At 48.6% G+C, this 22,261-nt stretch carries 22 protein-coding genes; 6 read left to right on the top strand and 16 right to left on the bottom strand.

Going from position 1 to position 22,261, the window contains the following annotated elements; genetic code table 11:
• The first annotated feature begins 130 nt into the window (after nt 1-130).
• Nucleotides 131-613, top strand: a complete 483-nt coding sequence (locus tag J3369_RS19670) for a DUF3299 domain-containing protein (RefSeq protein ID WP_349590149.1) — start codon at nt 131-133, stop codon at nt 611-613.
• Between the two features lie 23 nt (nt 614-636).
• Here the strand turns inward: J3369_RS19670 and J3369_RS19675 are convergent, their stop codons facing one another.
• Both J3369_RS19675 and J3369_RS19680 read right to left on the bottom strand, forming a co-directional pair.
• Entirely contained in the window at nt 637-1,344 is a 708-nt protein-coding gene (locus J3369_RS19675; protein WP_119502898.1) for a 2OG-Fe(II) oxygenase, read from the bottom strand.
• Between the two features lie 3 nt (nt 1,345-1,347).
• Entirely contained in the window at nt 1,348-1,755 is a 408-nt protein-coding gene (locus tag J3369_RS19680; RefSeq protein WP_119502899.1) for an acyl-CoA thioesterase, read from the bottom strand.
• Nucleotides 1,756-2,208: 453 nt separating this feature from the next.
• Here J3369_RS19680 and J3369_RS19685 point away from each other — a divergent pair, with 453 nt between their 5' ends.
• From J3369_RS19685 to J3369_RS19695, 3 genes are read left to right on the top strand one after another with little or no spacing between them, the layout of a single operon-like run.
• Nucleotides 2,209-2,868, top strand: coding sequence for a (2Fe-2S)-binding protein (locus J3369_RS19685; RefSeq protein ID WP_303572177.1), 660 nt, complete (start codon nt 2,209-2,211; stop codon nt 2,866-2,868).
• A 9-nt stretch (nt 2,869-2,877) separates the two neighbouring features.
• Nucleotides 2,878-3,858, top strand: coding sequence for an FAD binding domain-containing protein (locus J3369_RS19690; RefSeq protein ID WP_349590154.1), 981 nt, complete (start codon nt 2,878-2,880; stop codon nt 3,856-3,858).
• 9 nt (nt 3,859-3,867) lie between these two features.
• The gene (locus J3369_RS19695) at nt 3,868-6,087 is read left to right on the top strand and encodes a xanthine dehydrogenase family protein molybdopterin-binding subunit (RefSeq protein WP_349590157.1); all 2,220 of its coding nucleotides are present in this window, start codon (nt 3,868-3,870) and stop codon (nt 6,085-6,087) included.
• A 78-nt stretch (nt 6,088-6,165) separates the two neighbouring features.
• Here the strand turns inward: J3369_RS19695 and J3369_RS19700 are convergent, their stop codons facing one another.
• Complete coding sequence (locus J3369_RS19700; RefSeq protein ID WP_502877478.1) at nt 6,166-6,327, bottom strand: type II toxin-antitoxin system CcdA family antitoxin; 162 nt, start codon at nt 6,325-6,327, stop codon at nt 6,166-6,168.
• A gap of 530 nt (nt 6,328-6,857) precedes the next feature.
• Between J3369_RS19700 and J3369_RS19705 the strand changes: the two genes are divergently transcribed.
• Nucleotides 6,858-8,153 (top strand): hypothetical protein, encoded by a 1,296-nt coding sequence (locus tag J3369_RS19705; RefSeq protein ID WP_349590159.1) that lies wholly within the window; start codon nt 6,858-6,860, stop codon nt 8,151-8,153.
• A 1-nt stretch (nt 8,154) separates the two neighbouring features.
• Here the strand turns inward: J3369_RS19705 and J3369_RS19710 are convergent, their stop codons facing one another.
• From J3369_RS19710 to J3369_RS19735, 6 genes are read right to left on the bottom strand one after another with little or no spacing between them, the layout of a single operon-like run.
• Nucleotides 8,155-9,135, bottom strand: coding sequence for a cation diffusion facilitator family transporter (locus J3369_RS19710; protein ID WP_502877479.1), 981 nt, complete (start codon nt 9,133-9,135; stop codon nt 8,155-8,157).
• Nucleotides 9,136-9,188: 53 nt separating this feature from the next.
• The gene (locus tag J3369_RS19715; protein WP_349590161.1) at nt 9,189-10,694 is read right to left on the bottom strand and encodes an ATP-binding cassette domain-containing protein; all 1,506 of its coding nucleotides are present in this window, start codon (nt 10,692-10,694) and stop codon (nt 9,189-9,191) included.
• Nucleotides 10,691-12,352: an ATP-binding cassette domain-containing protein gene (locus J3369_RS19720; RefSeq protein WP_349590164.1), complete on the bottom strand. Its 1,662-nt coding sequence runs from the start codon at nt 12,350-12,352 to the stop codon at nt 10,691-10,693. Before J3369_RS19720 ends, J3369_RS19715 begins: the two co-directional genes overlap by 4 nt.
• A gap of 8 nt (nt 12,353-12,360) precedes the next feature.
• Nucleotides 12,361-12,474, bottom strand: a complete 114-nt coding sequence (gene cydX / locus J3369_RS19725; protein ID WP_349590166.1) for a cytochrome bd-I oxidase subunit CydX — start codon at nt 12,472-12,474, stop codon at nt 12,361-12,363.
• A gap of 8 nt (nt 12,475-12,482) precedes the next feature.
• Nucleotides 12,483-13,619 carry a cytochrome d ubiquinol oxidase subunit II gene (gene cydB / locus J3369_RS19730; RefSeq protein ID WP_349590168.1) on the bottom strand — a complete coding sequence of 379 codons (1,137 nt, stop codon included), beginning with the start codon at nt 13,617-13,619 and terminating at the stop codon, nt 12,483-12,485.
• Nucleotides 13,616-15,190 (bottom strand): cytochrome ubiquinol oxidase subunit I, encoded by a 1,575-nt coding sequence (locus J3369_RS19735; RefSeq protein WP_349590170.1) that lies wholly within the window; start codon nt 15,188-15,190, stop codon nt 13,616-13,618. Before J3369_RS19735 ends, cydB begins: the two co-directional genes overlap by 4 nt.
• Nucleotides 15,191-15,535: 345 nt before the next feature.
• Between J3369_RS19735 and J3369_RS19740 the strand changes: the two genes are divergently transcribed.
• Entirely contained in the window at nt 15,536-16,846 is a 1,311-nt protein-coding gene (locus J3369_RS19740; protein WP_349590172.1) for a sigma-54 interaction domain-containing protein, read from the top strand.
• On the opposite strand, the gene J3369_RS19745 is transcribed toward J3369_RS19740, so the two are convergent.
• The 7 genes from J3369_RS19745 to J3369_RS19775 form a co-directional block, all read right to left on the bottom strand.
• Nucleotides 16,843-17,616 (bottom strand): sulfite exporter TauE/SafE family protein, encoded by a 774-nt coding sequence (locus J3369_RS19745; RefSeq protein WP_349590174.1) that lies wholly within the window; start codon nt 17,614-17,616, stop codon nt 16,843-16,845. The two genes, J3369_RS19740 and J3369_RS19745, sit on opposite strands and share 4 nt — an antisense overlap.
• A gap of 34 nt (nt 17,617-17,650) precedes the next feature.
• Entirely contained in the window at nt 17,651-18,631 is a 981-nt protein-coding gene (locus tag J3369_RS19750; RefSeq protein WP_349590176.1) for a DUF2955 domain-containing protein, read from the bottom strand.
• A 100-nt stretch (nt 18,632-18,731) separates the two neighbouring features.
• Nucleotides 18,732-19,799, bottom strand: a complete 1,068-nt coding sequence (locus J3369_RS19755) for an HlyD family secretion protein (RefSeq protein WP_349590179.1) — start codon at nt 19,797-19,799, stop codon at nt 18,732-18,734.
• The gene (locus J3369_RS19760; protein WP_349590181.1) at nt 19,796-20,236 is read right to left on the bottom strand and encodes a MarR family transcriptional regulator; all 441 of its coding nucleotides are present in this window, start codon (nt 20,234-20,236) and stop codon (nt 19,796-19,798) included. The genes J3369_RS19755 and J3369_RS19760 overlap by 4 nt, the downstream gene beginning before the upstream one ends.
• A gap of 77 nt (nt 20,237-20,313) precedes the next feature.
• On the bottom strand, nt 20,314-21,024 hold the full coding sequence (locus tag J3369_RS19765) for a hypothetical protein (protein ID WP_349590184.1): 711 nt from the start codon (nt 21,022-21,024) through the stop codon (nt 20,314-20,316).
• Between the two features lie 5 nt (nt 21,025-21,029).
• A complete protein-coding gene (locus J3369_RS19770; RefSeq protein WP_349590186.1) occupies nt 21,030-21,956 on the bottom strand; it encodes an EamA family transporter in 927 nt (308 codons plus the stop codon).
• Between the two features lie 95 nt (nt 21,957-22,051).
• Nucleotides 22,052-22,261 (bottom strand): YgaP family membrane protein, encoded by a 210-nt coding sequence (locus tag J3369_RS19775; RefSeq protein ID WP_349590188.1) that lies wholly within the window; start codon nt 22,259-22,261, stop codon nt 22,052-22,054.

The following is a 22,261-nucleotide window of genomic DNA, read 5'->3' on the forward strand; positions in this document are numbered from 1 at the left end:
TGTATCTTTCGTCTATCAGGCATCAGCCATCGCTGAACGGCACTTTCCCCTTCAGGGATCCATGCGATAATAGTATCTGTATCCTGAAATGCTGCCTCCGGCGACACAGTAATAACGACAAGAGTGAACTATGGCTTTATCACACAAAATCACCGCAATGCTAACCCTGATCATGTCTGTCATGGCAATGCCAGCACTGGCAAATGAACCTGAAGAGGTATACTGGGAAGATTTGGTCCCGCCGGGCTTCAACGAACTCGCTCCGCCGCCGGTTGCCAGCCACGAAAGCACCATGGCGCAATTGCAGCCCGATGCCCCTGTGGTTGAAAAGTACAATGACAAGCTGGTAAAAATTCCGGGATTTGTGGTGCCGCTGGAAGGTACTGACGAACTGACCACAGAATTTTTACTGGTTCCCTATTTCGGCGCATGTATTCACGTTCCGCCACCGGCATCCAACCAAATCGTTCATGTGACCTTTGAAAAAGGCGTCGCCATCGAAGATTTATACGACGCCATCTGGGTAACCGGCACCCTGTCTACCGAAGGCTGGAAAGGCGATATCGCCTCAGTGGGCTACCGCATGACCGGTGTTTCCGTCGCCGCATACTGATCCGCCAGCATAATACGCAGTAATTACTGCGTATAAATTTGTTCAGCGCGGTTGAACAGCATCCATGAAGTGAGGATGTACTTATCATTACTCACCGGAATATTGCCCCGGTGAGTATGGGTAAAGTGAGCAGGTGCAATCACCATTCTGCCAGCTTTCGGCTTGATACTTTTTCCCTGATAGTAAAAATCCGTTTCCCCGCCTTCTTCTACATCATTTAAGTAAAACATAAACAGCATAACGCGGTGCAAGGCATCGTTGTGTTGAAGTTGCGGATAGACTTCTGAATGCCAGTACGGGTAACCCCCTTCTGCGGCTTTATAGCGCTGGGTATTGATATCCCCGATCCTGAACAAATAATTCACCATATTGGCCAGATTCGGGCGCCCCACTTCCGCATAGTTGTCGCCGGTAAGCTTCACCGGTTGCCCGGTCTGCGGATGTCTCACAGTCAGGCCTATAGGCCCCACCAGCGCAAAGAAATACTCATCAATATACTTTAACAGTTCATTTCCTGTTTTCGTCATCACCTCTTTGTGAAAGGGTTGGAATACAGGATCCTGAGTGAAAGAAACATCTGTGCTGCGCTTTTTGTCAGTATCAATCCCTCCGCCGGTTTTGCCGGGAGCAAGGTTAGCGCTGCCATCAAATGCGGCGATGATATCTTTACATAGCTCCGGTGACAGGACGTCGTCTGTTACCGTAATAAAATCTGTGTCTTTTCCGTACATCGACTAGTCCTTCAACCAATTCTGCATCTTTTCCCTTACTGCATCAGGAACAGGTTCGGCTTTTTGCGTGTTGTAATTGAAATGCACCATAGTGGTCGTTCCCGTTGCGCAGTGCTCACCCTCCTGCCAGATCTCCTGATACACATCAAAAGAACTGCTCCCCAGGCGCCCTACCCATGTTTTCACGGTGACGGATTTTCCGTAATAAATTTGCTTCAGAAAGTCGACCTTGTAGCTGGCCAGAATCAGTGGCCAGGCGGTTAAGTCCAGGTCTGGTACAAACAGCCGGAATAAAGGATCTCTTGCGGCTTCCAGCCATCCCACATGCACAGTGTTACCCACGTGACCAAGCCCGTCTGTTTCATAAAAGCGCACGTCAAACGTCGTTTCCATAGGTTCGGTTTTTGTCATCGTTATTCGTCCTGTCGTTGTATTGAGGAAACATACTCAGCATACCTGTTCGTCACTGCCGGCTAAAGAGCACACTGAAAACTAATATCAGCAAGCTATCCGTTTCTGTACATCACAGCAGACACAAGCACCGTTAATTTCTGTGAATGAAAAGCACCACAAATTGCGGATTTATCACGCGGATAAAGATCAATGAATCATTAAACTTTCGCCTATTAGTTCTCTTCATCAATCGCTAACAAATTGATTTTAATAAACTAAAATTATGAGAGCAGGTCTATCCCGTCCTTTCCATCCGCACAGGTTGATCTCAGCCATACACCGTCCCCGTAGGCATGTGGACCGTTACAGTGAAAGTTTATGCATCAGTTCACCATTCCACACTGAGTTTTTCTTGTGAATTTCACTGGCATTTATGCACCACCCTCACCACAGACCGAACAGGAGTGATCCATGGCACAAGATAAGTTGAAGCCATATCAGAAAAACGGAGAAGTTTTTAAAAGCAGCACGGCGTCCCGCTCACGCCGGAACTTTCTTAAGGGCGTTGGCATATCCGGCGTTGCCGTAGCGGCCAGTGGCTGCGCTGCCAGAAGTGCCTCAACACCGGAATCAGCTATTGAAGAGAATGGCCCGGAAGCGCTGTCGAAAGTAGCCATCACCCTCAAGGTCAATGGTGAAGCCAGGAAAATGAAAGTCCAACCCAATGCAGTGTTGCTTGATGTACTTCGTGACGACCTGCAACTGACCGGTACCAAGAAAGGCTGTGACCACGGTCAGTGCGGTGCCTGCAACCTGCATGTGAACGGCAAAGTCATTAACAGCTGTTTGAGTCTGGCGGTGATGCACGATGGTGATGACATCACCACCATCGAAGGATTATCAGAAAATGGTGAGATGAGTGCGGTGCAAAAAGCCTTTCATGAAAATGATGCCTTTCAGTGCGGCTACTGTACTGCCGGACAGATGATGACCGCAGATTATGTGATTCGCAGTGATGATATTCCGGCCAGTCCTGAAGCCTGGCGGGAAGCTATGAGCGGCAACATCTGCCGGTGTGGTGCGTACAAGAATATTCTTTCTGCTATGCAGCAAGCCAGCAAACACGTGTAAGGAGGCATCATGCGACAATTTTCCTACTTAAGAGCAGAAAATGCCGCACAGGCAGTGAAGGCAAAGGCGACACAAACCAATGCATTTCTGGCCGGCGGCTCTACCCTTATTGACTTGGTGAAGCTGGATGTAATGCAGCCCGACACCCTCGTGGATATCAACAGCCTGCCCCTGTACGACATTGAAAAATTAAAAGACGGGCGACTTAAAATTGGCGCGCTGGTCACCAATAACGACCTTGCCTGGCATCCTGAGGTAAAGGCCCGTTACGCTGTTTTATCAGAAGCCTTGCTCTCCGGAGCTTCAACATCTTTGCGTAACAAAGCCACTACCGGCGGCAATGTTATGCAGAAAGTACGCTGCCCGTACTACCGCGACGGCGTATCGCCCTGTAACAAACGGGCACCGGGTAGCGGTTGCTCTGCCATAGAAGGCAATAACCGTTCTGTTCACGCAGTGCTGGGCACCAGCGCACACTGCATTGCCAGCCATCCGTCGGACATGTGTGTGGCGATGGCCGCCATTGGTGCCACGATTTTGGTATCCGGCCCCAAAGGAGAGAGGGAAATTCCTTTTACCGACTTTCATTTGCTGCCGGGCAGCAGTCCGGACAAAGAGCACGATCTGGCCCCGGGCGAACTCATCACTCACGTAATCTTAGACAAGCCCTTGCCGGACAACCGGTCACACTACCTGAAACTGAGAGACAGAGCGTCTTATCAGTTTGCGCTTGCTTCCAGTGCCGTAATTGTGTCGCTCTCGGGCTCAACCATCAGCGACGCCCGCATTGCGATGGGCGGAGTAGGTACAAAGCCCTGGCGTGCGTTTGAGGCAGAGCAATCATTGAAGGGTAAAACACCGTCTCAGGCGGCATTTGAAAAGGCAGCAGCTTTGGCTTTTGCGGCAGCGAAGCCCCAGTCTCAGAATGGGTTTAAAATTCCACTGGGACAACAAGCGGTTGTCCGCAGCCTTAAAACCATCACCGCGTAGGAGGACACCATGACTATTGACTTAAATGCCAGCGACATCATGGGCGCCGCCCTTCCCCGCGTTGACGGACCGGATAAGCTGACCGGACGGGCAAAATATTCTGCAGATAACCATCTGCCCGGAATGCTTTACGGCTACGGTGTGTACAGCACTATCGCTAAGGGAAAAATCACATCCCTCGATACCTCGGCGGCCAGACAAATGCCGGGAGTCGTGGATGTGTTTCACCACAACCACTTCACAGACAAGCTTTACCATGTGCCTGCGAACATGGCCAAGGGGCTTAAAGTCGATGAGAGCCGTCTGCCCTTTGAAGATGACACCATCTATTATGCCGGTCAGCTTGTCGCTTATGTCGTGGCGAACAGCTTTGCGAAAGCCCGCGAAGCCGCATTGAAGGTGAAAGTCACCTATTCAGAAGCTCAATCTGTGACCTCTATAAAACAGGCCAGAGCGGCAGGTGTGTCTCCCATAGAGCAGAAACCTTCAGAGAAAAGCCGTGGAGACGCAGAGGCAGCCTACACCCAATCGGCGCACAAGCATGAAGCGGTTTACACCACACCTTTTGAAACCCACAACCCTATGGAAATGCATGCCACAGCGGCGCAGTGGGAAGACGGCAAGCTGGTGGTTTATGAAGCCACACAAGGCGTGACATTCAGCCGTAACACCCTCGCAAGGGTATTTGGTCTGGTTCCTGAGAATGTCGTGGTGCGTACGCCGTTTTTAGGTTCAGGATTCGGTGGTAAGTTGTTCACCTGGCCCCATTGTATTGCCACGGCGGCGATTTCACGGGAAGTGGGTAAGCCGGTGCATTTCATGGTCCCCAGAGCGCAGATGTTTACCACCACCGGCCACAGGTCTGCCACAGAGCAAACCTTTAAAATCAGTGCCGATACTGAGGGTAATCTGACGTCTATGACTCAGCATACGCTTAACAGTACATCAGAAATTGATATACGGGTGGAAACCGCCGGCCGTACCGCGCCGATTTTTTATAAGTGTCCCAATGTGGATATTGCCAACAGCGTAATTCAGATGAACACCGGCAGCCCTGCCGCCATGAGGGCGCCGGGTGCCGCGCCGGGTATCTTTGCGCTGGAATCAGCCATGGATGAACTGGCTGTGGCGATGAATATGGATCCGCTGACTTTACGCCGGAAAAACTTCACTGACCGTAATCAGGTAGAAGATTTACCCTGGTCTGATACCAACATCTTAGAAGCCTACGACAAAGGCGCGGCTAAATTTGGCTGGGATAAACGCAATCCGGAACCGGGTTCTATGCGCGATGGTAAAGACATCCTTGGCTGGGGTGTAGCAGCATGTGCCTGGGATGCGATGAAGTCATCCAGCAAAGCCAGGGTTTCCTTTTTAGCTAATGGTAAGGTACGTGTGTCATGTGCGGTGCAGGACATTGGTACCGGCACGTACAATGTCATGGCCCAGACCGTATCTGCCGCCACAGGCATACCGGTGGAAAAAGTAGAGGTTAAAATCGGTGATTCTGACTTAGTGGCCGGCCCGCTTTCCGGTGGCTCATGGGCAACAGCCAGTTTGCTTCCTGCAGTGAAGCAAGCCTGTGAGAATGCCATATCCGAACTGAAAACCTATGCGGTGATGGACAAGTCTCCTTTTGCCGGTGAAAGTGAAGAAGACCTCACATTTAAAAACGGGCAACTTTCTTCGCATTCAGGCACCGCACGGTCGTTCAGCGACATCCTCAAGGCCATTAAGGCAGGAAGCGCGGAAGGCGAAGGCAGTACCGATGGCGCTATGAAAGAAGGGTATTCCAGCCGGGTATTCGGCGCTCACTTTGTGGAAATTCGCTGGGATCCTGAAATCGCCGACTTACGGGTATCCCGTGTGGTCAGTGCCATTGATGTGGGCAAAATCGTTAATCACAAAACAGCAGCTAACCAGGTTGAAGGTGCCATTGTGATGGGTATCGGCATGGCGATGTTTGAACACACTGAATATGACGAGCGGACCGGCCGCCCCGTTAACAACAATATCGCGGAGTACCTGATGCCTGTTCACGGTGATATGCCTGACGAGCTGGAGGTAATATTTCTCGATAAACCCGACTATAACTTCAGTGAAGTGGGCGCAAAGGGTCTTGGAGAAATAGGCATCACCGGCCTCGCTGCCGCAATAGCCAACGCGGTTTATCATGCAACAGGTAAACGGGTCAGGGAATTGCCCATCACCCTTGAGAAGCTGATGTAACTACAGAACCAACAAAGGCGCTAACCAGCGCCTTTTCTTTGTTTAAATTCCGGTTCACGTACACATCAAACTGAGCCATTAAAACACTCTGAATTCGTCGCTAAAGTTACCGTTTTCATCAACAAATTCATTATAGCTCTCCATGGCCATTTTATTTTCCTGCTTCCACTTCTCAGATTCATTCTGCGACAGCTTTTCAGCTAGTGCCGTTTCCAGTGTTGCAGACAGATTGATATTCATTCCCCTGGCCTTTTTCAATAAATCGCTGTTAATACTCAGATTCGTCGCTTTTTTTGGTGCGCTTTAATTGTACAGCGTAGCTATAGTTCATTCCCGTCTACAAGATAGCAACCTCTTCCAGGACGCGATACAGCCAATCAAGCTGAAGGTGCCATTGTGATGAGTATCGGCAAGGCATTGTTTGAAAATACCGAATATGACGTTCGGGCCGGCCGCCCTGTTAAAAACAGGGCGGATATCTCAGATGGTTAGTCACGTGACGTACCTTAAAAACTGATTTTGATATTTCTTAAAAATAAATACTATAAGTTCCGTGTGGTTCCTACAAAAAGCCCCCTAAAAAAAAGGCATTCACGACTCATCACCACGCAGAGAAACGCATCGGCGACAAAACTACCGTTCTTGAGAAGCTGATGCAGCACGAAGACTGAACCGATATTAAATAAAGATCTGCTTAAAATTTACACAATATTTATTGAATATTTCTCGAATTAATTTTAAGTTTATATTTAACGAGAAAAGGAATTCTTATGAAAATCAAATTATCCAATTATATTCTTTCATTTGCTTGTGCTCCCATGTTGACCCTCTCACTGGAGGTAAAATCAGATGAAACTGACGAAGCCATTGACGCGCCTCTTACTCTGACCAGCGAAAATGTTTCGGAATTTTCAAAGAGCTTAAATCTGACTAATCCAGTTGTGGGAAAAGCTTATGAAGCATTACTTGCAATAATACAGGATAAGAACACAGACGCTGATATAGTTTGGGAAGGTGTTAAATCACTGCAGCTTTTGTTTAGTAACTTGAATTACTCTATTGATATCACAGATGTATTGCCAACTTGCAAATTGTCCGGGACTGATAAAAAAACAGACTTAAATTGTCTTGTGAAGAAAGTCGATATCCTTTCAGATCAATTAAGGGAAGCCAGTTACAAAGATCAATTACATTTTAATGGAAACTTAAGCCATCAAACCCGAACAAGATTTAAATCTCTTTTGACTGACGCGACATTAGTTGCTCAGAAGTTGACTGAAAATGAAGATAAAAATTACAAATATACGGCTAATAGCTTTGTAGAAGAACTCTCGCTATTTTCCCAAAAATACATAAATTCAGCGAGATTCATCGGTGGCATCGGTTTGTCTTACTCCTATATCCCCGCAGTTGATTACAAAATAAGAGAATCTCTTGATATTTCCCACCTAAACCTTCTTTCAACAACTCCTGAAGAAAACACTTTCAGTGGTAGTTTTTCACATAAAGGTTATCCATCACTCAGTGCCATAGGAAAAACACCTCATTTTACTATATCAGCTCGATTCCCGTTCCTTGATATAGAAAACAGCTTTTCAGCACCAGTCAAGAGAACAAGCTTAAATGACGATTCAAACTTCTTTTACCAAACAAGTATAGAATCAAAAATTTCCGTCAATTATGAAATATCTATTGAGACTTCACTAAGCAGAGCCTTCTCTGATATGTTTAACATTGAGTTGACCCCTAATCAATCTGACTTGACATTTGGAGTAGGCTTCACAGGAATTGATTGGGATTCAACAACCAACTATACAATTAAAGAAATTTCAAGTACTGAAATGGTTAACTTCTCACAAGGCGAAATTATTGACACTGTCACTCTGAGCGCTCAAAAATCCTATATAATCCCTCATTACAGCTTAAATTTTCACTATATTCTGGCGGACAGTTTAACATGCGGTATTTCCGCTAAATATCATCTTAAGAAGGATAAACCTGATTCATCTATAGACGTTAATGGCATGACTGTGGGATTTGAAATCAGGTATTATCCAACTTTTTAATTTATACATGGTCATGGTCATGGTCATGGTCATGGTCATGGTCATGGTCATGGTCATGGTCATGGTCATGGTCATGGTCATCAGTATCCCGGCAGACCTCACCGGGCATTTCAAGTTCAATGGTGGTATGTGCCAGATTAAACCCCGAAAGCTTGTCGTCTATTTGCTTTTTAAGGGCTCGTGCTGTGGCGGCATCCACGTCGCAGGCGAGCTCAATGTGAGCAGTCAGTACATGCTGTTCGCCGTCAAGAGACCAGAAATGGACATGGTGAAGGTTACTGACGTGTTCAACAGATAATAATGCTGAGTGAATTTCCTGCTGTTGTTTCGCATCCGGACTGCCCTGTAAAAATAAGCGTACCGTCTGATAAACGTAGCGGCCCACATTGAATAAAATAAACAGGGTAAACAACACCGAGAGTAAAGGATCGAGCACCGGCCAGTTAACGAATTGAAGCACAATTCCCACAATCAGTACGGCGACCCACCCGAGTACATCTTCCAGTAAGTGCCAGTTCAGTACCTTTTCATTAAGCGTGTTTCCGCCAGACAGCTTGTAAGCGGCTACGCCATTGACCACGATCCCTAAAATCGCCAGCGCAATCATGCCTTCAGTCACGGGCATTTCAGGTGCCCACAAACGGGGAATGGCTTCCGATAACACCCAAACGGAACCCACAATCAAAATCAGCCCATTGATCATCGCGCCAAGCAAACTCAGGCGCTTGTAACCATAAGTGTATTGTTCGTCGGCTTTTTTATGCCCTACTTTGCTGAGATACCAGGCCAGGCCTATGGATAGCGAATCCCCTAAGTCGTGAACGGCATCAGCCATAATTGCCACGGAGTTAGTGAGCCAGCCGCCGATAAATTCGATGATCGTGAAGATAAAGTTAAGCCAGAACGCCCAGCCGATGCGCTGCCCGTCGCTGACATGATGATGCCCGTGGTGGTGTCCGTGATGATGATCGTGGGAATGCAAAAGCGTCTCCGGCAGTTTTATTAAAAGCTGCCCCCAGTTTGCTGGCAAACCTGTTACATTTCAATCCATTGGTCTGCAGAACGCCGGATATCTTCCGGTGTGACATGGGTAGCGATAATCACCAGCGCATTTTCTGCCGCCGCAGTCAGCCCGGCGGCGACATATTGCTGATTGCCGGTATCCAGCCCTTCAAACGGCTCATCAACCAGCCAGACCTTTGGCGAAGCGAGCAAAGTCCGGCTTAACGATACACGTCTTGCCTCGCCACCGGAGAGTACTCTGCCTCCCTGTCCCAGCCACTCGTCCAGTTGTGAGAAATGCCCCAGACCGAATTGAGAAAGCGCATTATTCAGTGCCCGGTCGCTTTGAACAGACTCATCCGGCACCAGATTCATTCTTAATGTGGCCTCCAGCAATACCGGCGACTGCTCAGCATACACCCAACCCTTGCGTCTGCCGGCCGGCACAATATCACCATCAAAACGCAAATCACCTTTCGCCTGTACCAGACCGGCCAGTGCTTTAAGTAACGATGACTTACCGCAGCCGGAGGGGCCGGATAGCACAACCAGACCTTTAACAGGCAAGGTTGCTTCGATACCCGACAAAACATTTACAGCCTGAAAGCTTTCCAGTTGAATTTGCCCCCGGGGTTGGGTGTCGTGAATGGCCGGTAAGGCTATGGCTCCTGATTGAGCCAACGCACTTTTTGCCTGGCGGTAGCGCCCGAGGTGTGCGGCAGTCGTCACTGACCGTCCGAGCCAGTCGGTAATACTCAGTAGCAACATGGGAACAATCAGCGATGCCGGGTCGCCAAATCCCTTATCCTGATTGAAAGCAAACAAGGCCACCAGCGCCAGGATAGCACAGCCATGCAGCAACCATAATGCCCATTGTCCGGCTACGTCCGTGGCAAACTGATGACGCCACACTTTATCCAGCCCGGGAGCAGAGGCAAAATGAGGGTTGCGACGATTAACAGATAAATGCCACAAACTGCTGCTGTTAAAGAAATGCTCTGAATCGAACCGGAAACGCTTTTCTTCAGCGGTTTGTTTCGCTGACTGATTAAGTCCGTACACTACAAGCCACAATGTTAGTACGAGCCAGAGGCCCGCCATGACCCGCATCGCCAACGTGCCGGGCAGCGCCAGTTGCGTGACAATGCCCGTTGCCAGAATAACCAGCACAACCGCGCTTGCCTGATGGGCAACCCATCCCACCCATACCGACGACAACAGTTCAGTTTGCGCGGCAAGCTTTTCCACATCGCCTGCTTTTTCATGTAATACATGGTCTTTCAGCTTGCTGAACAGTTCACTGCGAAGCACCGTGGTACGTCCCAGCAAATCGTGATGCGCCAGCCACATGTGTCCGTAGCCGGCACCAATACGCACCAGCGCCAGGGCGCGGATGATGACTGCCGGCAGCATATAATTAAAGTTAACCGGCATCAGTGCGCAGGCCGCAATGAACCAGCTTGAGAATATAAGAATGAGCAGTCCGGCACTGGTGTGAGCAATGGCAAGCAATAAGCTGACTACGGGGATTTGCTTCATTCGCTGGCTCCTCTTGTTTCACCCTCTGTTCCGGATAATTCTGCGCTTGCGGTATGGAAAACACGTCCATCCTTTATCAGCCAGTGCGCGCTGAACCAGTCAAATGGCAATGGCTTGTGCGATGCCCAGATGACAGTTGCCTGCTGACAGTTACGATGGATGATGTGACAAATCGCTTCATGCTGAGACTGAGGCAAGTGGGCGGTGGGTTCGTCCAGAAACCACACCGGTGCTTGCCGGAGTAACAACCGGGCAATGGCCAGCCGCTGCGCCTGACCACCGGATAAAGGCGGATGCTCACCCATTGGCGTATCCAGTCCCGCAGGTAACATAGAAAGCCAGGCCCCCAGTTCCACACTGTCCAGTACCGCAAGTAACTGGGTGTCAGAACAGGTCATCGCCAGACACAAGTTCTCTCTTACCGTGCCCGGCAGAATAACCGGCGTTTGCGTAAGCAGAACGTAATCAGATACGGGCTTGACTAATCCCGGGCGCTGACCGCTCAGTAACTCCATCAGCACGGTTTTTCCTGCACCGGATGCACCATTTAAACGGATCCAGTCACCCGGGTTGATGCTAAGTGCATTTGTGCTTAACGCAGGTGACCGTGTGAGCTCTCCGGTTAGTATGATTGGTGCCACTTCGTCACGGCTTGCGGGCGCTTCGTCCGGCGGAGAATCACGTAATAAATCCTGAATCGCCTCCATGGCAGACTCAGCCTGTGCTTTTTGATGATAAAACTGCCCCAGCTTCTTCATCTCAGAAAGCAGTAAAGGAGCCGCTAATAACAGCCACAAACCTTGTTGAAGGTCTATAGTCTCGCCTAAATTAAACTCGCCAAGCAATGTAAACCCGATATACACAGCAATTAACGCAACGGCGAGGGTGGAGAAAAAATCCAGTACGGTACCAGACAAAAACGCCACCGACACCACCTTCATGGTGCGCTCTCTTAAGTGCTGGCCAGCAGTGTCTAAACGTCTGGCCTGTGCGTCATGGGCGTTAAACATGGCTAACAGCGGCAACGCGGTTATCCGGTCTGTAAACAGCCGCCCAAGCCGCTCAAGAGCAATAAAATGCTTGCGGTGCAATGCCGCAGCACCTTTACCAACCAGGATCATAAACAACGGCACAATGGGTAAAGTGATCAACAAACTCCCGCCCACAACTATGCTGACACTGAAAATGACCACAAGAGCAAAAAGCGGCACTAATACGGCCACCAGTTGCTGAACACGGTAATCAAAATGCCAGTTCACCACAGCAGGGATGTGCATTTGCCACAAGGTTTGCCAGTGAAAGGTTGAATGCTGACGCACTAAAGCATGTTGCTGACGGCCAAATGTGCGCAATAGCTGTTGCTGTAAGCGAGAGAGCAGTTTTAGTCTGCCGTGGTGATTCAACCAGATGCTGCAGCCCTGACTCAGCCACACGCCGGCAAGGCAAATTGCAGTAAACCATAACAGTGAGGACGAAGCGGCAACGCCGTCAATGATCCACTGCGACACCATGGCAGCAAAACCCCAGTATGCCGCAATGAGCGCAGCATCACGTAAAACGTGGAGGACGGTAAGCGCCACCAGAGCCCTGCGGGGAGCAGGGTTTCCGGTGGCGACAGATTGCTGGAACCAGCGGGTAAGTGAGAGGGAACGACTCAAATTATCCCTTATTCTTCAGTATCAGGGCGGTCCAGGTTCTCAGTAGACTCCAGCCACATGGCATTGATAATGCCAAATGAACAAGCCAGTAAAATGCCAAGGATCCAGGTGAAATACCACATAATGCCTCCTAGTAAATCGCGTGAGATTTATCTAAATCTGATTGTTTAACTCTTCCACGCATCACGTAGAACCCGTAGATGGTGTAAGACAGTACAATGGGTACAAATACACAGGCTACGAAGAACATCACACGTAATGTCATTTCACTGGATGTGGCATCCCACATTGTCAGGCTTGCATCCGGCATTGTGCTGCTTGGCATCAGGAACGGGAACATTGAGAACCCCGCCGTTAAAATAACGCCGGCTATCATGGCAGAACTGGACACAAATGCCCATCCCGCACGGCCTGCTTTTGAAAAGGCCGCGCACGCCAGGCCACCAGCAATACCCAGTGCCGGTGCAATCATCATCCAGGGATAGGTACCATAGTTGTTCATCCACGCGCCGGTTTCAGTGACAACGGTTTTGTGCAACGGATTTGAGACGGCATAAGTGTCTGCTACAGAGCTCATCACATATCCATCTATGCCGAAGGCTACAACCACGCCGGCCAGAATAAATAACGCCACAGTCACCAGAGACAGGATCACTGAGGTGGCACGGGCACGCACTTCAACAAAACCGTCTGTTTTCATTTGCAACCAGGTGGCCCCGTGATTAAGCAGTAATGCAACGGATACCAGACCGGTCAGGATGGCAAAGGGATTCAATAACCCGAAGAAAGAGCCGGTGTAGGTGGATTTCAACGTGTTATCAAATTCATAGGGTACGCCCTGCAACAGGTTTCCGAACGCAACACCAAAGATAAGTGCCGGAACAAATCCGCCGGCAAACAACGCCCAGTCCCAACGCTGACGCCACTTTGCACCAGGCAGTTTACTACGGTAGTCAAAGCCGATGGGACGCATCCATAACGCAGCAAGCGTAAGAAATAACGCGATGTAAAAGCCGGAAAACGCAGTAGCATAAATCATTGGCCAGGCAGCAAAAATAGCGCCGCCGGCCGTAATGAACCACACCTGGTTGCCGTCCCAGTGCGGGCCAATGGTATTAATCATCACCCGGCGCTCTTCGTCGGTACGCCCGATAATAGTAAGCAGCGAACCTACACCTAAATCAAAGCCGTCGGTAATGGCAAAGCCAATCAGTAACACACCGACAAGCACCCACCAGATCACCCGCAACACTTCATAATCGATCATGCGTTTGCTCCTTTTTCAGTTAAACCAATTACGCTTGCTTCATCCTGTTCATCGCCGGGAGGAACCGGTCCTTTTTTGGCGAATTTCTTCATCAGGTAGAAGCTGATAATGAACATCACGGTGTAGAACAAGGTGTAGCCCACCATAGTGAATACCACATCGCCCACACTCAGATTGGAAACAGACACATGAACCGGCAGTACTTCTGCAATAGACCATGGCTGACGACCAAACTCGGCGACGAACCAGCCTGCTTCACAGGCAATCCAGGGCAGAGGTAAACCGTAGAGGGCTGATTTCAGTAACCAGCGGGGCTGAGTAATGCGGTGTTTAGTGCTGTACCAGAACGCTGCCGCGAACAGAGCCAGCATTAAAAAGCCTGCCAGTACCATTAAGCGGAAGGAATAAAACAGCGGTGCAACAGGCGGAATACTGTAATCTACGGCACGCTCAAGCGCTTCAGGTGTAGGCCGTGTAATATCCTGCGTAAAGGGTTGCAGCAGCATGGCATAACCGAGGTTTTCTTTATTTGCGTCAAACAGGGCCTGCTCAGCCGGTGTGGCTGACCCGTCACGCACTGCATCCATGTGCTTGTATGCCTGTACACCGGATAAAATGCGAACACGGTGCTGCTCTTTCAAATCTTTAATGCCGGTAACTTCTTCATCAAAGCTTCGGGTGGCGATGATGCCCATGGCGTAGGGGATTTGAATGGCGTAGTCCATACGCTCTTCTTCGTCATTGGGAATGCCAAAGATGGTGAATGGCGCAGGCGCAGGATGGGTTTCGTACTCTGCTTCAACAGCGGCGAGCTTCACTTTCTGCACGTCACCAATTTCGTATCCGCTTTCATCGCCCAGAATAATGACTGACAACACAGACGCCAGACCAAAGCTCGCAGCGATAGCAAAAGAACGGCGGGCAAATGCAACATGCTTGTGTTTCAGTAAGTAATAACTGGAGATAGCCAGCACGAACATTGCGCCTGTGGTATAGCCTGCAGAAACAGTGTGTACAAACTTCACTTGTGCCACCGGATTAAAAATAACGTCAGCGAAGCTGGTCATTTCCATCCGCATAGATTCAACATTGAAGTCAGCGCCCACAGGGTTTTGCATCCAGCCGTTGGCGATAAGGATCCAAAGCGCCGAAAAGTTAGAACCGATAGCCACCAGCCAGGTAGCCATAAGGTGCTTCACTTTTGACATGCGGTCCCAGCCAAAGAAGAACAGTCCGACGAAGGTTGATTCAAGGAAGAAAGCCATCAGGCCTTCAATAGCCAATGGTGCGCCAAAAATGTCACCCACGTAATGTGAATAATAAGACCAGTTCATACCGAACTGGAACTCCATGGTGAGGCCGGTAGCCACACCAATCGCAAAGTTTATCCCGAACAACTTACCCCAGAATTTGGTCATCTGTTTGTAGATTTCCTTGCCGGTCATCACGTAAACCGATTCCATGATGGCAAGCAGGAAAGTCATACCTAAGGTAAGGGGTACAAAGATAAAGTGGAACATAGCAGTCAATGCAAACTGCCAGCGCGATAACTCCAGTAATGTATCGCTCATTAGGAACATCTCCCGATTAATTAGTAATTTGGCGAAATGTCGACGATGTAGCCGAATTTAATATCACTGGCAGAGCAGAAGTCGTGCCACAGAGTAACGTTGGCAATCACAGAAGCCTGAGATAAATCAAAAACCGCAATTATTGTGCGCAGAAAGCGTGAATAACGAACACAACAGGGATGTTTGAGCCACCGGACGACTTCGGATACATCGCAAATTTCATAGCCGCTACCTTACACCCTTCGAACAGGCCGCTATTTGATCCAACGCAAGCTTTCTCACCGGAAAAACAAAGTCATTTATGACACATCTTGTGACATAATTGTCATAACTCACTGAGGGGGCATGAACGTGAACATTTCTATTATTCAGTCGATGATCAATGCGATTGATAAGCCGGCGATTTTTATCACGCCGGATTATGTGGTGCATGCGGTTAACCAGCTCTACCGCGACACTTATGAAGAGCACATCATCACCGGTAAAAGTACCTGCTTCAGCGTGTCTCACAACAATGCTGTTCCCTGTGATCAAGCCGGAGAAGACTGCCCCCTTGCGGAATGCAAAAGTACACGAAGACCAAGCTCAGTGGTACACAATCACAAAACCCGCACAGGCGATTCTCACTGCCAGATCACAATGAAGCCGGTGGAAGACGAAGATGGTATGGTGCTTGGCTACCTGGAGGTGCTGGAGCAGATCACCTTCGCTTCTCCCCGTGCCGGTAATGCGAAACTCATTGGCAGTGCACCGTCTTTCAGGAATATGCTGCATCAAATCAGCCGCGCAGCACCGGCAGACATTGCCGTGTTATTGCAAGGAGAAACAGGCACCGGAAAAGAACTTGTCGCTCACGCAATTCACGAAAGCAGCCCGCGGAAAGACAAACCGTTTGTAGTCATTGAATGCACCGGACTGACTGAATCATTATTTGAATCAGAGCTGTTCGGTCACGAGAAAGGGGCATTTACCGGCGCGTCATCGTCGAAAAAAGGGCTCATTGACGTGGCCAGTGGCGGCACGGTGTTTTTTGACGAAATTGGCGATGTGCCAATGAGTATGCAGGTCAAGCTGCTGCGACTGCTGGAATCAGGCACTTACCGTCCTGTCGGCAGCCTGAAGCTTAAGCACTCTGATTTCAGGCTGGTCTGCGCCACACACAAAAACCTTAAACAGCTGGTTGAGAAGGGCGAATTCAGACAAGATCTCTATTACCGGATTGCCGGCTTTCCTATTGCCCTGCCTTCTCTGCGCCAGCGCAGGGAAGACATACCTGCACTATGCGGGCAATTCCTGGCGCAAGCCGGGCACACGAAGAAGGCCTTTAACAAAGATGCCCTGTCTGTACTCAGCCGTTATGCATTTCCCGGCAATATCAGAGAATTGCGCAACGTCACCGAACAAGCGGCTCTGTTATCGGTAGATGAACACATCACACCGGCGGACTTACCTTCCCATCTGACTGTACCGGAAAGCGAACAGGAGTCCGGCCCGCTCAGATTAAAAACACTGGAAGAAGCAGAGGAAGCGTACCTGTCTGAAATCATTTCAGCCTTCGACGGTACGCCGGAAGCGCTGGCAGACGTGCTTGGCATAAGCACCAGAACACTTTACAGAAAACTCCGGCGATACGGCCTGACGCTCAGCAAGCGTTAGAGAGACGTCACTGCCTGCCAGATAAGGCGCAGAGCCAGTATGGTAACGATAACTTTAAACAGCAGTGCAAAGCGCTCGTCAGACACTTTTTTCAGCACTTTCAACCCCAGCCAGGTGCCGGTAAAGCCGCTGACTACCATAGCAACTACCAGTGGCAACCACTGAAAAAAAGCAAATCCGGCAAAGCTGAAAACAAAGGCTTTAAGCAGGTGCTGAAATGTCATGCAGGTAGCAAATGTACTGGTGAGGGTCATTTTGTTGTCGGTATTCCGGTGCACAAACCCGGCGACCAGTGGTCCTGTCGCGCCCACAAACATAGTCGCAACCGTCGTCAGCGCACCGGCAATGCAACGGCCGGTTTTGCTCAGTTCCCTTTTCGCCGGTTTTGGTCCCCACACTAAAAATAAGATAAAACCCGCTACAGTAAACTGAATGGTGATTAGCGGCAGTTGCACCACAATGAAAGACGCAGCAACAGCCGCGGCCAGCGCACCGCCACTAAACCACTTCACCATGGCCCAGTCGATGTGCGATCGGGTCAGCCATGAACGGCTCCCGTTAGAACCCAGCTGAACAAGCCCGTGCACAGGGATCAACGCGGCTACCGGCACAACCGTTGCCATGGTCGCCAGCAACATAACACCGCCCCCGACACCGAATGAAGCTGTTATCATTGACGTAAGGCCTGCAAGAATAATCAGTCCCAGCGCCACAGCAGCTGACACTGCCCCGCCTCCGGTGAATAAATCTGTAAAGCTTGCTACTTCCAAGATTACTGTTTTCCTTCAATAAATTATCACTGCATCATACATTTCGCGTAATCGCGAAGCGATTTAAAAAACCATCCAGCAGCCATGCCAGGCTCATAAGAAGTGACAGTGCGACGACGACAGAGGAAAAGCGGTACATACTGCTGTACAGCATGTCTGAATTGGGCTGAAGGTATTGCCCGAACAAAATGCCGATAGTGGTTAAGGCACCAAAGCCCATACCTGAACCGGTGCGTTCAATCAGATGCAGCCGTGCCGTGAGCATGACGGTGATAAACATCGCAATCACGACCAGGGGAAGATAGCGGATCAGATCGTACATCAATAATTGCACAGTAATACCCAGCGCACACCCTAAGGCTACGCCTTTCGCCCGCTTCATGGAGTTTTCCAGCGAGCCGCGGAAGGTCATGGGAAACAGCACGAGTACCGTTGCTACCTGCGCAGACAGGGAATCTTTCAAATCGAAAATTTGAAAGACAACGAATGACAGCGTCGCCAGAATCGCCCCCATCAGCGTGCGGTGATTAATCTGTGCAAACGACACGTTATGCTGTGGTGGCGGCGCGATGGGGTCAGTCTCCGGAATCAGCCAGTAAAGCACCGCTGCAGAAATAACGGATATCAGCGTGGCGAGGAATGCCGCCATTGTCATATCGGTTAATGATGCATCCGGATAGCTTGAAAAATGGAGTAACACTGAGAGAGTGACTATCCCGGAGGCCCATAGCAGGAAGTGCGAACCTTTAGCCATCAACCTGAAATGAACAAAAAATACCGCAAACACACCCATTATCATTAAAGCCGGATGATGTTTGAAAAACACATTCAGCAGATAGATTTCCACCACATTCACCGCCACACCTACCATAAACTGCCAGGCAATCAGGCGGTCGAACTTAGGCAACATGCCCAGCAATAACATGGGATAGACAGCGAAAAATACGCCGTAAGGCCAGTTCATGTATTTACTGATGAGAAAACCGGCACAGCTGCCAAGGGCTATGCGCAACACCCGACGCTGGTCCTGCGGAGAATAATCCCCGGCCGAATTAATAAAGCGATGGTCTCGCTGCTTTTTCAGTATAAGACCGGACAACTTACTGATACCCATCTTAATAGATATAGTGCAACAGACTGACAACCTTCATCTGCGCTGCGCCTATCCAGTTAAAGATGCCGTCATCATGACGTTGCAGCAACACCGTCGCCCGTGCGCCGCTCACCATATCGGCGGGCAGAGCCTGGTCGGTTAATGCAACATACACACGGACACGCTGGGCATCACGTACCCAACGGTCGGATACGTCCGGTTCGGCCAGCTTCCCGTCCGGCAAAAGTTGTCCTGTAGCCACACCCAAATCTTTACTGACAACTGAAGCGTGAAAAACTTCCCCCGGAAGGGCATCAAATACCACCAGAGCACCTGCGTTATTGCCAATTTTACTCAGGCTCTTTTCACGAAAATCGGCAACGACACGCTCTTCACCTGTAACCACCAGCGAGAGCAGAGATTGATTTGCCTGAGCCTGAATGCCCGGCGAAAGTTGCAGGTTCGAAATGACACCATCTTCAGGTGCCACGACAGTTGTACGCGCCAGATCCAGCTCAGCCTGTTTTAGTGTATTTGAAGCAATACGAAGGCGCAGGTTATCTTCCCCTTCATCACCAAGCTCAACCTGTAGCGCTTTTTTGCGCTCCTGTGCAGCCTGCAGTCTCGCCCCGGCGGCTTCAACTTCAGCCATTTTTTGATCAACAAGTTGGGTACTGACCAGATTCTTAGCAGCTAATGAGGCTAAACGCTTATGTTCACGTTTGTCTTCAGCAAGGGTAACTTGTGTTTCGATAATACTTGCCTGTGCTTCGGCCAGCTGGGCGTGCAAATTGTCGTTAGTTTGCTGTGCTTCCCGCAGTGCCAGGCGGGCTTTTTCTACCGCCAGTTCGTAGTCAGTGCCGTCAATTTTAAACAGCACGTCCCCTTTGTGGACCGGCTGATTGTTTCGCACGGCAACGCTGATCACTTCACCCGACACTCTGGGTGCCACAGTCACAACAGGACGCTGCACCATGGAATGAGGTGTCATGGGAATATTGAAATCGGCAATAAAAATGTAAGCACAAATGGCAATGAACAGCACTAATGCGCCGCGCATCCATCGGTTAAATTGTGCATCTGCGGTCATGAATTCTCCGGAGTAGAAATATGGTTGGCGTTATCGATGACTTTACTCAGCAGAACGTGAAAGACTGACCGTTCTTCATCAGACAGGCCACGCAGCATCTGCTGGCGGCCCTCAAATGCTCTGGCCTCAACGGCCTGCATGAGTTCTCTGCCCTTTTCGGTAAACCAGAGGGTTTTTCGTCTGGCGTCATCGGGACAAGGCTTTCTGAGTATCAGCCCGGCCTCTTCTAACAAATTCAGCGTGCGTAGCAGCGAAGGTTGTTCAATGCCTATATCACCGGCCAGCTCCTTCTGGCTGCATCCTTCACCGGTGCGGTCGAGATGGAGCATGGCGATCCAGCGGGACTGAGTCAGGCCAAGATCCGCCATGTAGTGGTCTACGGCGTGCCGCCAGGCAAACGCCGCACGACTCAGTAACCATCCGATATTGTTTTCCATTTGCACTGCACACCCAATTAGTTAGCATGCTAATCATTTAAACATATAGTTAGCATGCTAATCAATAGGGATTTGAGCTATGCTGTTGGGATAGAAACTACCGGCGGTGCAGGGTTTGGTTGACTTTGTTTTCGTTGCTCTTTGATAAGATCCGCCATCCAAGCTATTGATGGATATGTTTTGTCACCATCAACCGCATTTCTGTAATCTTTCAACATAAAGCAATTTTCTTTGGGTTCGATCAGAAAACTAAACTGAGAAACAAATATGCCTGTGTCTGCAATATTTTGATGAGCTGCCAAAAAAAGCGTTTCCAGTAAATTCAAGTAGCATGAGATCAACCACCTCAGATGACTAACTTGACCTTGAGAAAGTGTATAGATTTCAGTATTACATGTATCAGTATTAACCTCTAACTGCTCCAAACCCACGAAACAGCCTTTAGCCATTTTTAACTGACTCTTGCTAATTTCAAAAACCTCTTCTTTGGAAAGAGACTTGCATTGTTCCGGCGATAGCGATTCGACAAATTTGCGACACAGACTTCCTCTCCGGTCTAAACTAGTGGCCCATTCACGAATCATCATTACAGAGTTTTCTCTTCTTGATCTCTCATGATCGGCTCTTAATGTTTCGACAGCAACGTTTAGTGCACCAGACGCGTTAACCAGAGCTTTTCTTTCGTTAGTCAAAGAACGTTTTGCGTTGAATAATTGATAAACTACTGCAGCTATCCCTATGGTTGTTGTGATATCTGCCATTACTGAAAAAACATTTTCCACTTCCATTTTTCTCATCCTTTTTTTTGCAGAAGTTTGTAGACTGAAAATGAGATAACTAAAACACCAACAATGTTGTAGTTAAAAATAAAATTAGTCCTAATTGTCTCAAGAATAAAAACAAAGACAGGAATTGTAGAAATCAAATATGCAACGGATTTCGGTCCCAAGGACTTAACTGAGTAATGAAGAAAAAAAATTGGAAGCGAAACTCCCATAAAACCCAAGAGCGAAGCTTTGAGAAGATTGGAATCATTACTTAACTCGAAGAACCCTTGCAGGTAAGAATATGGTACGACAACAATCAGTGTAAGCCAGAATCTATTTGCAAACACTGAGGCAGCTGAAAACCCCAGTTGATTCAACTGAAAAGAGAATATGTTATTCGCAGCACCAAAACACGCAACCAATACAGCAGTAGCCAATCCCAAAAATACATCAATGTCATCGACATTTTTTAGAGCTAAAAGCTGGTTTACGCTGGTAACGATTACACCAATTACAATTAAAACCGAAAAGAAATAGACCTTTGTAGATACAATAAAACCAAATAAAAAATGATTAATTATTATCGTACATAGCGGCAATAACCCAATAGAGATAGATGAAAATGATGTTGCATCCAAAATTGTTAAACTATAAAAAGTAAACCACCAAGTTACCAATGTTGTTAAATTTAAAATAAGCAAAGGTAAGATAGACTTTTTTTCAATCGTCAGTAAGCTATTGGTACCGTAGGTCGTTGACTTAGAAGCTAGTAAAATAGCATTAGCAAAACAAGTGGTAACAATGAAACACACAGCTATCAAATACTCCATATTGAGGGACTCTTCCTGGAGTAAGCTAACGCTGTAGACCTCTCTGCTGGCGCTAAGGACAACAAAAGCAAAGCAAAAAAGCACAGCAATGAAAATAGATTTCTCATTTTTGATGTGATCCATCACAATTCTCCTTGCGAAATATTAAATTATATCCTCCCAAACTACGGATACGTTCAAAAAATATACAATCAAGAGAGTGATTTCAACCTTTAATGTTACTGTGCCAGCTCTTTCTCCGTTTTGAAGCCGAAGAATTTTCTTAACACAATGGATGCAGGGCAAAAGCCGGTAAAGCTCTGCTGAAAGAGGTTTGCACCGATAAAAACCGTAAACCACACGAAGTAACTGCTGACGAAGTACGTGAGTGCAACACTCAATAACACCATCAATCCTGCGAAAGCCGTAAGAGCACGTTCTGCTGACAT

Source organism: Alteromonas sp. NFXS44, from assembly GCF_040148705.1.
Lineage (GTDB): Bacteria > Pseudomonadota > Gammaproteobacteria > Enterobacterales > Alteromonadaceae > Alteromonas.

Coding starts and splice junctions, on each gene's coding strand:
- J3369_RS19735 (WP_349590170.1), bottom strand. CDS start 15,190: ATGAGCGATACATTACTGGAGTTATCGCGCTGGCAGTTTGCATTGACT.
- J3369_RS19765 (WP_349590184.1), bottom strand. CDS start 21,024: ATGGAAGTGGAAAATGTTTTTTCAGTAATGGCAGATATCACAACAACC.
- J3369_RS19695 (WP_349590157.1), top strand. CDS start 3,868: ATGACTATTGACTTAAATGCCAGCGACATCATGGGCGCCGCCCTTCCC.
- cydB (WP_349590168.1), bottom strand. CDS start 13,619: ATGATCGATTATGAAGTGTTGCGGGTGATCTGGTGGGTGCTTGTCGGT.
- J3369_RS19740 (WP_349590172.1), top strand. CDS start 15,536: ATGAACGTGAACATTTCTATTATTCAGTCGATGATCAATGCGATTGAT.
- J3369_RS19680 (WP_119502899.1), bottom strand. CDS start 1,755: ATGACAAAAACCGAACCTATGGAAACGACGTTTGACGTGCGCTTTTAT.
- J3369_RS19700 (WP_502877478.1), bottom strand. CDS start 6,327: ATGAATATCAATCTGTCTGCAACACTGGAAACGGCACTAGCTGAAAAG.
- J3369_RS19675 (WP_119502898.1), bottom strand. CDS start 1,344: ATGTACGGAAAAGACACAGATTTTATTACGGTAACAGACGACGTCCTG.
- J3369_RS19670 (WP_349590149.1), top strand. CDS start 131: ATGGCTTTATCACACAAAATCACCGCAATGCTAACCCTGATCATGTCT.
- J3369_RS19760 (WP_349590181.1), bottom strand. CDS start 20,236: ATGGAAAACAATATCGGATGGTTACTGAGTCGTGCGGCGTTTGCCTGG.
- J3369_RS19705 (WP_349590159.1), top strand. CDS start 6,858: ATGAAAATCAAATTATCCAATTATATTCTTTCATTTGCTTGTGCTCCC.
- J3369_RS19690 (WP_349590154.1), top strand. CDS start 2,878: ATGCGACAATTTTCCTACTTAAGAGCAGAAAATGCCGCACAGGCAGTG.
- J3369_RS19755 (WP_349590179.1), bottom strand. CDS start 19,799: ATGACCGCAGATGCACAATTTAACCGATGGATGCGCGGCGCATTAGTG.
- J3369_RS19715 (WP_349590161.1), bottom strand. CDS start 10,694: ATGAAGCAAATCCCCGTAGTCAGCTTATTGCTTGCCATTGCTCACACC.
- J3369_RS19770 (WP_349590186.1), bottom strand. CDS start 21,956: ATGGATCACATCAAAAATGAGAAATCTATTTTCATTGCTGTGCTTTTT.
- cydX (WP_349590166.1), bottom strand. CDS start 12,474: ATGTGGTATTTCACCTGGATCCTTGGCATTTTACTGGCTTGTTCATTT.
- J3369_RS19775 (WP_349590188.1), bottom strand. CDS start 22,261: ATGTCAGCAGAACGTGCTCTTACGGCTTTCGCAGGATTGATGGTGTTA.
- J3369_RS19685 (WP_303572177.1), top strand. CDS start 2,209: ATGGCACAAGATAAGTTGAAGCCATATCAGAAAAACGGAGAAGTTTTT.